Raw genomic sequence first — 12720 nt, 5'->3', positions numbered from 1 at the left:
GCGTCACATCGATGCCTGACGAACGTCCGCTCGCCATCCTGCTGATGGGGCCCACCGCCGCCGGCAAGACCGACCTGGCCATCGCTCTGCACGAACGGCTCGACTGCGAGCTGATCAGCATGGACTCGGCCATGGTCTATCGCGGCATGGATATCGGTAGCGCCAAGCCATCGCCCCAGGAACTGGCCCGCGCTCCTCACCGGCTGATCGACATACGCGACCCGGCCGATCCCTATTCGGCGGCCGACTTTCGCGAGGATGCCCGCCGCGAGATGCGGCAAATCACCGCAGCGGGCCGTATCCCGCTGCTGGTGGGGGGCACCATGATGTATGCCAAGCGTCTGCTCGAGGGTGTGGCCAATCTGCCGGCCGCCGATCCGGCGATTCGCGAAACGCTGGCGCGAGAGGCCGAGTGCGGCGGGCTGGCGGCGCTGCATGCCGAGCTGGCCAGGATCGATCCCGAATCCGCCGAGCGCATCCACCCCAACGATCCTCAGCGGCTGATACGTGCGCTCGAGGTGTATCGCGCCAGTGGCGAGACGCTTACCGAACTATGGCGCAGGCAACATCCTGAAAACTTCCCGTGGAAAGTGCTGTCGATAGGACTCGCCCCTTGCGATCGTGGCATTCTGCATGAGCGGATTGCAGCGCGTTTCGAACTCATGCTGGAAAGCGGCCTGATCGATGAGGTAGCGGCGTTGAGAGCCCGCGGAGACCTGCATCCCGGCCTGCCATCGATGAAGAGCGTAGGCTATCGGCAGGTCTGGGAGTTTCTCGACGGAGCCGGCGATATCGAGTGGCTGCGTCACCGCACCGTCGTGGCGACCCGGCAGCTGGCCAAGCGTCAGCTGACTTGGCTGCGTAGCTGGCCGGCGTTGTGCTGGGTCGATAGCCAGGCCCCCGACGCGCTGTCGGATATCCTGAAATTCGTGCGTGAAACGGGCTCTTAGCGTAATATGATGGCTTCGAGTGGCCGGGTGACCAGGCCGGACCGGCATGGTGTCGTGCCGTATGGCAGACAACCCAAGAACACAACTTCCACCCCTCATGAGAACGTTTTAGGGAGAGGTAACATGTCCAAAGGGCAGTCCCTTCAAGACCCGTACCTGAACATCCTGCGTAAGGAGCGCATTCCGGTTTCGATTTTCCTGGTCAACGGCATCAAGCTGCAGGGTCAGATCGAGTCGTTCGATCAATTCGTCATTCTGTTGCGCAACACCGTCAGCCAGATGGTTTACAAGCATGCGATTTCCACAGTGGTGCCTTCGCGCAACGTGCGTTTGCCGCCGCAGGATCCCGCGGCTCAGCCGGACACCAACGCATGAGGTTATTGATTGTTTTTTGAACGACCCGATGCCGGCGAAACGGCTGTACTGGTTCATGTCGACTTCCAGGATGAGCGCGAACGCGAGGATCCGGGCGAGTTCTTGGAATTGGTTCGTTCCGCCGGCGCCGAGCCGGCCATGCTGCTCAGTGGTAGCCGGCATCGGCCCGATTCGCGCACCTTCATCGGCAGTGGCAAGGTGGAGGAGCTCCGCGGGGCGCTGGAAGTGCACGGCGCTGAACTGGCCATTTTCAACCACAGCCTGAGCCCTTCCCAGGAGCGTAACCTGGAGCGTGAGCTCAAGTGTCGCGTACTGGATCGCACCGGGCTGATCCTCGATATCTTCGCCCAGCGTGCGCGCACTCACGAAGGTAAGCTGCAGGTTGAACTGGCGCAGCTCGAGTACATGTCTACCCGCCTGGTGCGGGGCTGGACCCACCTGGAACGACAGAAAGGGGGGATCGGCCTGCGCGGCCCCGGCGAGACCCAGCTCGAGACCGACCGTCGCCTGCTGCGTGCGCGCATCAAGGCGATCCACAAGCGGCTCGACAAGGTGCGCAGCCAGCGCAGCCAGAACCGTCGCGCGCGGGCCCGGGCGGAGATCCCCAGCGTGTCGCTGGTCGGCTATACCAACGCCGGCAAGTCGACGCTATTCAACGCCCTGACCGAAGCGAAGGTCTATGCGGCGGATCAGTTGTTCGCTACCCTCGACCCCACCTTGAGGCGGCTGGAGGTTGGTGACGTCGGCCCGGTGGTGCTGGCCGATACCGTCGGCTTCATCCGCCACCTGCCTCACAAGCTGGTCGAAGCCTTCCAGGCCACGCTGCAGGAAGCGGCCGAGGCGTCGCTGCTGGTTCACGTGATCGATGCCGCCGATCCCGATCGCGAGCTCAACGTGGCCCAGGTCGAGGAGGTGCTCGACGAAATCGGCGCGCTGGACGTGCCGATGCTCAAGGTCATGAACAAGATCGACTTGCTCGACAGTGCGCCGCGCATCGAGCGCGATGGTCACGGTCGTCCTCAGACGGTCTGGCTGTCGGCTCGGGATGGGCGCGGGCTCGATCTGCTCGAGCAGGCCTTGTCCGAATGCCTGGCCAATGATGTGATCGATTTTGCCATGGCGCTTACTCCGGAGCAGGGACGTCTGCGCGCAGGCCTGCACGAACTGGGAGCGGTGCGCAGTGAGCATTACGAGGAAGGCGGTCGGGTCCAGCTCGACGTGCGCCTTCCCCGGCGCGATTTTTTGCAGCTAATGGCCCGACTGGGCGAGCGGGCGGAGGACTACCTGCCGCCGGAGCTGCATGAGCGACCGGAGTGGGACGCCTGACGCTTCGGATCGAAGGCTCGACGGGGGTGTCGGGCTTTTCTCGCACAATAACGGTACCAGGCGTCTTTGGCGCCAAAGACAGGATGGCAACCGACTCCTTGGCCGCAGCGACGTCGGCGAGGGAGCAACGCAGAGTGGAGACGACGTATGGCTTGGAATGAGCCGGGTGGCGGTAACCAGCATGACCCTTGGAGTGGCGGGGGGCGACGCGGCGGCAATGGCGGCGGTGGTGGGAATCGTGGCGGCAACCAGGGCCCTCCCGATCTCGATGAGGCGCTAAAGAAGTTTCAGGACAAGCTCAACAACATGCTCGGCGGCCGCGGCGGCAAGGGCGGTGGCGGTCGTGGCGGCAAAGGCGGCGGTGGTCGTCCGCGCAATACCTTCGCTCTGCCCGGGCTGCTGCTCATCGTCGCCCTGTGTATCTGGGCGGCCCTGGGCTTTTATCTGGTCGACCAGTCGGAGCGTGGGGTGGTGCTGCGTTTCGGCAAGTTCCAGGAAGTCGTCAATCCCGGCCTGCACTGGAATCCGCCGTTGATCGATGACGTACGCATGGTCAACGTGACGCGCGTGCGCTCGCTGACCCAGACCCAGTCGATGCTGACCCGCGACGAGAATATCGTCGAGGTCGAGATCTCGGCCCAGTATCAAGTGAACAGCCCACGCGATTTCGTGCTCAACGTGCGCAATCCGCAGCTCTCAATCGAGAACGCGCTGGACAGCGCGCTGCGCCACGTGGTGGGCGGCACCGACATGATCGACATTCTCACCTCGGGACGCGAGATTCTCGGCAACTCCGTGGCGAGCCGTCTGCAGACCTATCTGGATAGCTACGGCACCGGTATCCGACTGCAAACCATCAACATCGAATCGACGTCGGCCCCGGCGCCGGTCATCGATGCCTTCGACGACGTGATCCGGGCGCGCGAGGACCGTCAGCGCACTATCAACGAGGGCATGGCCTACGCCAACGCCATCATCCCGGCTGCCCAAGGTCAGGCGCAGCGTCTGGTCGAGCAGGGGCAGGGGTATCGCGAATCCGTGGTGGCCGAGGCCCAGGGTCAGGTCAACCGCTTCAACGCGCTGCTCACGCAGTATCGCAACGCACCGGAGATCATGCGAGAGCGTCTCTACATCGATGCCATGGCCGACGTCTTCGCTCGCACGCCGAAAGTACTGCTCGACGTCAGCGACGATGCCCCTCTGATGTACCTGCCGCTAGACCAGCGGCCCGGCAGCGGGAACCGTGGCGAGGGCGAAGGCGGCAGCAATGCCGACGGCGAGAGCGGCGAGCTCGATCCGCGCGTGCTCGAGCGCCTGCGTACCTCGTCGACCTCGCAAAGCAGCAATAACGGTGGTATTCGCAGGGAGGGCCGCTAAATGGTGAACAACCGTTCCTTGATCATCGTGGGCGGCCTGGCGGCGGTGGCTTGGCTCGCGAGCAATAGTCTCTATGTGGTCGACGAGACCGAGCGCGCGGTCAAGCTGCGCTTCGGTGAGGTCATCGAAGAGAACATCCAGCCGGGGCTGCACTTCAAGGTGCCGATCACCCAGACCGTGCGCAAGTTCGATACCCGGGTGTTGACGCTGGATACCGATACCAGCCGTTATCTGACGCTCGAGCAGAAGGCGGTGATCGTCGACTCCTTCGTCAAGTGGCAGGTGGTTAACCCCACGCGTTACTACGAGGCGACATCGGGTGACGAGACGATGGCGATTCGCCTGATCCAGCCGCGGGTCGACGAGAGTCTACGTAACGAGTTCGGTCGTCTGGATCTCCAGCAGATCATCGCCGAGCGGCGCGACGACTTGATGATCCGTCCCACCGAAGAGCTCGATTCGTTGATGCGCGAGGAGCTGGGCGTGTCGATCCTTGACATTCGAGTCAAGCGCATCGACTTGCCAGACGACGTGTCGGCGGCCGTTTACGACCGCATGCGGTCGGAGCGTGAGCGGGAGGCCCGCGAATGGCGCGCCCAGGGGCAGGAAGAGGCCGAGCGGATTCGCGCCAACGCCGATCGCCGGCGTCAGGTGCTGCTGGCCCAGGCCACCGAGCGTGCCGAAACCCTGCGCGGTGAAGGGGATGCCGAGGCGGCGGCGATCTTCTCCGAAGCCTATGGACAAGATCAGGAATTCTTCAGCTTCTGGCGCAGCCTGAACGCCTATCGCAGCAGCTTCGACGGTGAGCGCGACATGCTGGTGCTGGATCCCTCGAGCGATTTCTTCCGCTATCTCAAAGGGCCGTCGATACAGGACGACGCTTCAGGCGAGGGATGACGTCCCGCTGCGGCGGACGGCCCTTGGGTCGTCCGCCGTGGTCTCGCGGGGTTCATCCCGCCGACAAACGTGATAGAATCCGTCAACCGGGCGTGGCCCGGTTTTTTTGTGGGCCTTTTTTGGCTTCGTGTCTTTTCGTCCCGCCCCTTCGTCTTGCAGGATTGACAACATGACCATTGCTGACCGCTGGCTATTGCCCGACGGCATGGACGAGGTGCTGCCGCCTCAGGCGAGCCGTATGGAAGAGCTGCGCCGGGCACTGCTCGACCTCTATTATCGCTGGGGATACGACCAGGTGATGCCGCCGCCGGTGGAGTTCCTCGACTCGCTGCTGACCGGTACCGGTACCGACCTCGAGCTGCAGACCTTCAAGCTCACCGACCAGCTCACCGGCCGCCTCATGGGGGTCAGCGCCGACGTAACACCTCAGGTGGCGCGCATGGACGCCCACTCGATGCGCCATCAGGGGCCGGCCAGGCTGTGCTACTGCACCAATGTTCTGCGTGCCAAGGCCGACCAGCATCAGGGAGGGCGCAGTCCGGTGCAGGTGGGAGTCGAGCTGTTCGGCCATGCCGGGCTGGAAGCCGATCTCGAGATCCTGCACCTGGCGCTGACGAGCCTCAAGGTGGCCGGTGCCGACGAGGTGCACCTGGCGCTGGGACACATCGGCATCTACCGTAGCCTGGTGCAGGCGGCCGCGCTGAACCCCGACCAGGAGCGCGCGCTGTTCGAGGCGCTTGAGTTGAAGTCGCCCGGGGCGCTGGCGGCTCAGGTCGAGGCAAGCGTTGCAGACCCCGCCCTGGCGGAGATGTTCATGGCGCTGGGGCGGCTGCATGGCGATGCCGATGTGCTGGAGACGGCGCGCAGCGTCTTCGACGGCGCGCCGGCGGCAGTCGGGGAAGCACTGGCGCAGCTGAGTTCGCTGCATCGCGGCGTGCAGCGTGAGCATCCCGAGGTGGATCTGTACTTCGATCTGGCCGAACTGCGTGGCTACCAGTATCACACCGGGATGATGTTCGCCGCCTTCGTGCCGGGCTACGGTCAGGCGTTGGCCAAGGGCGGGCGCTATGACGATACCGGCCGCGCCTTCGGCCGGGCGCGACCGGCCACGGGCTTCTCGATGGACCTGAAGCAGCTGGCCACCCTGGTGCAGAGCGAGCCGGCTTGCGACGGTATCTGGGCGCCCGCCGAGGGCGAAGGCGTGGCCGAGGCGATCGCTGCGCTGCGTGCGGGCGGACACCGGGTGGTACAGGCACTGCCCGGACAGTCGACGCCCCCCGAGGCGCATCGTTGCAGCCGGCGGCTGGTGCACGACGACGGCCGCTGGCAGACGGTGGCCCTCTAGGCATCCGCTCGAGCGACGGATGCCACAACTGGACGGCACCGGCGACGCGCGCCGGTTTCCGAGCGCGGCCCGCGGGCCGGATCATCGACGCGCACGTACGCGGCGCTGACACGAGAGACGAGACACAATGGGCAAGAACGTAGTCGTACTGGGCACCCAGTGGGGAGACGAAGGCAAAGGCAAGGTGGTCGATCTGCTGACCGAGTCCGCGTCGGCGGTGGTGCGCTTCCAGGGCGGTCACAATGCCGGACACACGCTGGTCATCGACGGCGAGAAGACCGTTCTGCACCTGATTCCTTCCGGCATCCTGCGTCAAGACAAGACCTGCGTCATCGGCAACGGCGTGGTGCTGTCGCCCGAAGCGCTGATCAAGGAAATTCGCGAGCTCGAGGCCAAGGGCGTACCGGTGCGCGAGCGCCTGCGCCTGTCGCCTGCCTGTCCGCTGATCCTGCCTTATCATGTGCGCCTCGACCTGGCTCGGGAGAAGGCACGTGGCGTGGCCAAGATCGGCACCACCGGGCGCGGTATCGGACCGGCGTACGAAGACAAGGTAGCGCGTCGCGGCCTGCGTCTGGGGGACATGCTCCACCGTGAGCGTTTTGCCTCCAAGCTGGGCGAGGTGCTCGACTACCATAACTTCGTATTGGTCAATTACCACGGCGAGAAGGCCGTCGATTTCCAGCAGGTCCTCGATCACGCCATGGAAATGGCGGAAGAGCTGCGTCCCATGGTCTGCGATACCGTCAGCCTGGTCCATCAGCTGCGACGCGCCGGCGAAAACATTCTCTTCGAAGGCGCCCAGGGCTCGCTGCTCGACATCGACCACGGCACCTATCCCTTCGTCACCAGCTCCAACACCACCGCTGGCGGGACCGCCACCGGTTCCGGCGTCGGTCCGCTCTACCTCGACTATGTGCTGGGCATCACCAAGGCCTACACCACTCGCGTCGGTTCCGGCCCGTTCCCCACCGAGCTGTTCGACGAGCATGGCCGCCACCTGGCCGAGCGTGGCCATGAATTCGGCGCCACCACCGGACGGCCGCGCCGCTGCGGCTGGTTCGATGCGGTGGCGCTGCGCCATGCGGTACAGATCAATTCGGTATCCGGCCTGTGCCTGACCAAGCTCGACGTACTCGACGGACTGGAGAACATTCGTGTCTGCGTGGGCTATCGCAGCAAGGACGGCGAGGTGATCGAGAACCCGGTCGATTCCGAGGGCTACGAAGCCATCGAACCGGTCTACGAGGATCTGCCGGGCTGGAGTGAGTCGACCCTGGGCGCCAAGCGAATCGAGGATCTGCCGGCCAGCGCTCGCTCCTATATCAGCTTCCTCGAGGAGCGGGTGGGCACTTCGATCGATATCGTCTCGACCGGCCCCGACCGCAACGAGACCATCGTGCTGCGCAACCCCTTCGAGGGCTAACGCGCGCTTTGCAGGGGTGAAGAGGCCGGCTAGCCGGCCTCTTCGTTGCCAGGCGCTGCCACTCGTTACTGTCTCGGAGGGCATGCGTCGTGACGGTCGTCATTGATCGGCGAGCCCCTTGAGAGCACGGGATTGACGCTCTTCCTCGTCGGGTACGATATGCGTTTGCACTTCGGGTTCCATGAAGTAGAGCGTTGCATAACCGCCGGCGCTGCGATTGTAAATGGGTCGCATTGGTGCCAGGAGATCGTCGAAGCGATCGTCATCGAAGCGTTTGCGGTACATTTCCATCCAGGCGAAGTATTGGTCGTCCTTGAGAAAGCCAGTGTACTGATCGCGCGGAGCTAGGTCGCCGAGCTGCGCGGGGTTCTCGAGGATTTCCATGGTGAAATCGACCGCATCGTGGATGGTGCTGCCACCGACCTCCAGATCGTAGATGTCGTAGCCTTGGCGGGATGCGATCTCAATGATGGGAATGAGATAGAGCAGGGCATAATTCTGGTAGTGCGTCGCGCGCCGGCCACGCTGCATCTCCAAGGGGAAAGCCCCTTCCTCGGTCATGTCGTGCAGCGCGGAATGGATAGCGCTCACGCCGAAGCGAAACATCTTGTCGTCCTCGGTCAGCACGCCCACCATGGTCGCGTAAAGTGCGCGCCGATAGAAGTGGTTGTTGCAGCAGCTGCTGTCGGCCCCTTCGATCTCCATGTGCACGCTGGCGAGCTCATTGAGCCAGGATTCGACGCGATCTCGCTCTTCCCGCATCCCTTCTATCCCGGGTTCGACCACCGAATACGCCATGGCGGCAGCGAAGATCATCGATTCCAGCGAGAACCACGCCTGCGGGTCCGACCAATGATAGTGAAAGTCCAGCAGGGCATCCTCGCCAGCCCACTGATCGAGGAACTGTACCAGGCACTCAGCGTAGTAATCATCGCTGCTGGCCACATAAGCACCAGCCAATTCGGTAACTGTATCCTCAAAGGCAAATAGCGGCTCGGTGGCGAGCCGCCAATCGTCCGGGGTGGGATAGAAGCCCGGGATGCGCATCTTATCGGTGATGGGGGGAAGCTCGAGCCGCTGCTGACAGCTCGGAGCGTGCTTGGCGAGTTCATTGCGGTGCTGGAGAAGGAGACTATTGTCCGTCTCCTGCAGCAGTGCCATGCGCTCGTCGACCTCGAAGTAGGAGGCCTCTGGATGGGTGACCTCGTACTCGGAGAGATCGAGGTCCTTGCGCTCTTCGAGCGACATGGCGAATGCCGAGGGCACGGCATAGGCCAACAGGGCCATGATGGTGATGGGAGCCGCCATGCGGCGAGCGGTTATGGTCTGAACGTCCTGTAGACGAAGTGTCATAGCGTACCAGCCTCCTGCATCGATAACGCCGCGGCTGGTAGAACAGCCGCTATCTTCGCTTGGGTGCGTGAAGGCGAAAGGCGGCGAAATCGACATGCTGATCGCGAGGCGTTCGCCACTTCTCGCCGGTGCCGCCGAAGAAGGTGGAGAACATCAGGCCGTCTATGCCCACATCCGACTGGGTGCGGTAGACGAGATCCCGGCGCTCGAGGATCGGCCAGCCATCGATCCATAGACGGACCAACCCATCCTCCTTCCCGGGCGTATTGAGGATCAGTTCCTGTTCAACGCTGATCCAGCGGCCCGTGGGGAAATACCACGCACCGCGTCCGATGGAATCCCCTTCGTGGCCGACCACGTAGGGATAGAGTTCGCCCTGGCCATCCTCGCGCCACATCAGGCGCATGGAAAAACCGTTCTCACCGGTGACCTTTTCGCCACCGCTGGGCGCCTCGCCGCCATAGAGCCCGGGAAGCTTACCTCCCTTGACGAAGTCAAAATTCGTATCGAACCGTAACAGATAGTGTAGACATGCCCGGTCGGTGTATTGCAAGTCGGCGTGCTCGGTATAGAATCCGGCCCCTCCGCGTGGGACCCCTTCCTGATCGGCATCGCTGGGAGAAGAGCTGCCGGCAGGGTAATGCACCCGCAGGGCAGGCTCGGGCAGGCCACTGGTCATGGCGGGAAGTAACGAGGTGTTATTCTCGGTCCCCCAGTCGCGGGTCGAAGTGAAATCCTCGCGTATGGATTGCTTGGCCGTCTGATCCCAGCGAAGAGGGCGTAGCTGGGCGACCACGGGGTAGCGCTCGGAACAGGGAGCCAAACGAGGTGTGGAGAGCGCACTGGGGTCATCCTTTGCGCTGACAGGGCTCGGCATACCGCTCAGGCATGCCAATGCCACGCCACCGGCAAACGTCAGCCGAGCGTGCAAAACTAATGTCATCATCGATTCCTGCAGCCTGAATGGGAGAAGAAATGACCTGGCCCGTTTACGGGCCAGGTCGTGGCCTCACTCGTCCTCGGCCACTTCTACGTCGCTCGCCGCGGCTACTGCCGCCTCATCCGTCAGCAACTGGCGCAGGGTTTCGACGGCCAACTGACCTTCACTCTCGAAAACCTCGTCCAGCCATAGCAGAGCCTGCTCCTGGTTGGCCCGCTCCAGGCCACGGGCAGAAAGATAGGCTTCGGCCAGGGCGAGACGGGCACTGGCGTGCCCCTGGCTGGCGGATTCGTAGAGATAATCCGCCCCTTTCTCAGGATCGCGCTCGAGAATCTCGCCACGCAGGTATTCGCGTCCCAAGGTCGCCTGAGCGCCGGGATCGCCCTGGTCGGCAGCCTCCTGCAACAGCTGAAGACCTTCGTCGACGTCCTGGGCGACGGCACCTTCGCCCCTGAGCAATGCCCTGCCCAGGCCGGCTTTAGCGTAGCGAGCGCCGCTGCTTATGGCTTGACGATACCAGCGTTCCGCCTGCTCGGCATCCGGCTCGACCCCGTCACCTTCCTGGTAGAGTTCGGCCAGCGTAAAGGCGGCGTGCGGCGATCCCGCCTCGGCGGCGGCGGTTACCAGCTCCAGGCCCCGCTCCACATCGCGCTCGACGTGATTACCGGTCAGATAGGCCTCGCCCAGGTCGGCCCGAGCCCCCGCGTGCCCTCTGGCCACGGCGGCTTCCAGATATTCGATGCCGCGCTGGTGGCTTCCACGGTCCATGTGCATTCTTCCGAGGCTGGCTGCGGCGCCGGCATGGCCTGCCTCGTGGGCGCGTTCCAGCCAGCGTTCGCCCCGGGCCGCATCGCGCTCGACACCCTGTCCATCGAGAAAGGCGCGGCCAAGATCGGCCATGGCGCCCGGGTGTCCGTCCTCTGCGGCTGACACCAAGGCGTCGATATCGCCTTGGGCCCCCAGGTCGCGCTGGACGTAGGTGAGGGCGTCGTCGGCCGACTCGTGTCCGGCCTCCTGGGCGCGAGTCAGCCAGCGGGTGGCTTCGTCCAGATCGCGCTCGACGCCATTGCCTTTTCGATAGGCGCGACCCAGTACGACCATGGCATAGGCGTCGCCCTGCTGGGCCGCCTGGGTCAGCAGATCGACACCCTGCGACGGGTCGTCGAGCGGTCCTTCCAGGTAGGCCTCGCCGAGCTGGGTCATGGCCGTCGTATCGCCGGCCTCGGCCGCCTGACGCAGCAGTTCCTCGCCGCGACTGGGATGGAACTCCAGGGCTTCGCCCGACAGGTAGGCTTCACCCAGGAGACGCATGGCGCCCGCCTGGCCGCGTGCGGCGGCTTCGCTCAGCAATTCCTCGGCGCGGCTGGGCTCCGGCGCGACACCGCGCCCTTCGAGATAGGCCGCACCGAGCTGCTGGGTGGCCCAGGGATGGCCGAGCTGATGGCCGCGCTCGAGATAATCGACGGCAATATAGGGTTGACCGGCGACGCGCTCGTCGTCGAGATAGAGGGCGCCCAGTTGGGCCAGGGCCAATGGATGGTCCTGCTCGGCGGCCTGTTCCAGAAGGTTCATGCCTCGTGGCAGGTCGTTGAGCCCGCCCTGGCCTTCCACCAGGGCCCGCCCCAGGATGACCTGAGCATCGAGCGAGCCTCTGTCGATGGCTTCTCTCAGCCAACGTTCGGCGCGAACCGGCTCCGGCCTGCCGCCTTCGGGGGAAAGCAGGGCCTCGCCGTAGTAGGCCATGGCGTCGACATGTCCTTGGCTGGCGGCCTCCTCAAGCAGCTCCATACCCTGGCTATGCTCACCGGCGGCAACCATTTCCCGACCGACCCTGGCCAGAGCGTCGAGATCGCCGGCTTCGGCGGCCTGGCGCAGCCAATGAATGCGTTGGTCCGGCTGGTCGCCGAGCAGGCCATCCTCCGAGTAAAGGGAGGCCAGTTGGAGCATGGCCCCGGTATCGCCCCGGTTGGCCTGTGTCTCGAGGGCCTCTGCGTAGCGCTGGGCGTAATCCATGGCCTCGGCCGGTTGTTCCTCCAGCCAGCCGCCGGCGGAGTGGGCCTCGGCCAGCGCCTGCAGGGCTTTTGCGTTGCCTTGTTCGGCAGCGCGTTCGAGAAGGTGCTTGGCAAGCTCGGGGTCGGCTTCCACGCCTTCGCCACCTTCGGCCAGCAGCATGCCGAGGCGCACCTCGGCATCACGGCCGAGGTTGGCGTCGACTGCCTGTCGCAGCAGGTGGTAGGCCAGCACGTCGTTGCGCTCGACCCCTCGGCCTTCCTGATAGAGCCGGGCGAGATTCAGTGAAACGTTGCCGCGAACCGAAGAGGGCCGCTCCAGCGCTTTTCCATAATACTGAGCGGCTTTGGCAGGATCCTCCTCTACCACTTCGCCGCGCTCGTAAAGCTTGCCCATCTCGTAGAACGCGGGCGGTATGTTGCGCGTCATGAGCGCCTCGAGGCGATCGATCGCTTCCTCGTGTCGGCCTTGCTCGATTAGCGTTCGACTGTAATTGATGGCGTCCCAATCATTCCCGTCGATGCGGGCCTCGACCACGCCACCGAACCAGGCTGCATACTCCGCCGGGACGGGCGGGGCGTGGTCGCCAGAGGAGGGTCCACCGGTCGCGGCACAGCCGGAGAGCCAGGCAGCCAGAACTAACGCTGCGGCTGGCCGCAGCGTTGGGGTGGGTCGAGTCCAATTCGTCGTCCTTTCCATGTGTTCCCCTCTAGCTATGTCGTGG

The 12720-nt window shown here is 64.3% G+C and carries 10 protein-coding genes; 7 read left to right on the top strand and 3 right to left on the bottom strand.

The window, feature by feature from the left end; all coding sequences use genetic code 11:
* Window positions 1-11: 11 nt before the first annotated feature.
* The 7 genes from miaA (at window position 12) to CYJ07_RS02535 (ending at window position 7693) form a co-directional block, all read left to right on the top strand.
* Window positions 12-950 carry a tRNA (adenosine(37)-N6)-dimethylallyltransferase MiaA gene (miaA, locus tag CYJ07_RS02565; protein ID WP_104202111.1) on the top strand — a complete coding sequence of 313 codons (939 nt, stop codon included), beginning with the start codon at window positions 12-14 and terminating at the stop codon, window positions 948-950.
* A 123-nt stretch (window positions 951-1073) separates the two neighbouring features.
* The gene (gene hfq, locus CYJ07_RS02560; protein ID WP_104202110.1) at window positions 1074-1325 is read left to right on the top strand and encodes an RNA chaperone Hfq; all 252 of its coding nucleotides are present in this window, start codon (window positions 1074-1076) and stop codon (window positions 1323-1325) included.
* 9 nt (window positions 1326-1334) lie between these two features.
* Window positions 1335-2651, top strand: coding sequence for a ribosome rescue GTPase HflX (gene hflX / locus CYJ07_RS02555; protein WP_104202109.1), 1317 nt, complete (start codon window positions 1335-1337; stop codon window positions 2649-2651).
* Between the two features lie 147 nt (window positions 2652-2798).
* The gene (gene hflK, locus CYJ07_RS02550) at window positions 2799-4028 is read left to right on the top strand and encodes an FtsH protease activity modulator HflK (RefSeq protein WP_104202108.1); all 1230 of its coding nucleotides are present in this window, start codon (window positions 2799-2801) and stop codon (window positions 4026-4028) included.
* The gene (hflC, locus tag CYJ07_RS02545) at window positions 4029-4925 is read left to right on the top strand and encodes a protease modulator HflC (protein WP_104202107.1); all 897 of its coding nucleotides are present in this window, start codon (window positions 4029-4031) and stop codon (window positions 4923-4925) included.
* 169 nt (window positions 4926-5094) lie between these two features.
* A complete protein-coding gene (locus CYJ07_RS02540; protein ID WP_104202106.1) occupies window positions 5095-6270 on the top strand; it encodes an ATP phosphoribosyltransferase regulatory subunit in 1176 nt (391 codons plus the stop codon).
* Between the two features lie 127 nt (window positions 6271-6397).
* Complete coding sequence (locus CYJ07_RS02535) at window positions 6398-7693, top strand: adenylosuccinate synthase (protein WP_104202105.1); 1296 nt, start codon at window positions 6398-6400, stop codon at window positions 7691-7693.
* Window positions 7694-7792: 99 nt separating this feature from the next.
* On the opposite strand, the gene CYJ07_RS02530 is transcribed toward CYJ07_RS02535, so the two are convergent.
* The 3 genes from CYJ07_RS02530 to CYJ07_RS02520 all read right to left on the bottom strand — a co-directional run bounded on the left by CYJ07_RS02530 (window position 7793) and on the right by CYJ07_RS02520 (window position 12695).
* Entirely contained in the window at window positions 7793-9046 is a 1254-nt protein-coding gene (locus tag CYJ07_RS02530; protein ID WP_231489510.1) for an alginate lyase family protein, read from the bottom strand.
* A 49-nt stretch (window positions 9047-9095) separates the two neighbouring features.
* The gene (locus CYJ07_RS02525) at window positions 9096-9989 is read right to left on the bottom strand and encodes a polysaccharide lyase (RefSeq protein WP_231489509.1); all 894 of its coding nucleotides are present in this window, start codon (window positions 9987-9989) and stop codon (window positions 9096-9098) included.
* A gap of 66 nt (window positions 9990-10055) precedes the next feature.
* Entirely contained in the window at window positions 10056-12695 is a 2640-nt protein-coding gene (locus CYJ07_RS02520; RefSeq protein WP_104202103.1) for a tetratricopeptide repeat protein, read from the bottom strand.
* Between the last annotated feature and the right edge of the window lie 25 nt (window positions 12696-12720).

Source organism: Billgrantia saliphila, assembly GCF_002930105.1.
Classification (GTDB): domain Bacteria; phylum Pseudomonadota; class Gammaproteobacteria; order Pseudomonadales; family Halomonadaceae; genus Halomonas; species Halomonas saliphila.
Note: the sequence above shows the minus strand (reverse complement) of the source record. Positions and strands in the feature narration are given on the sequence as shown.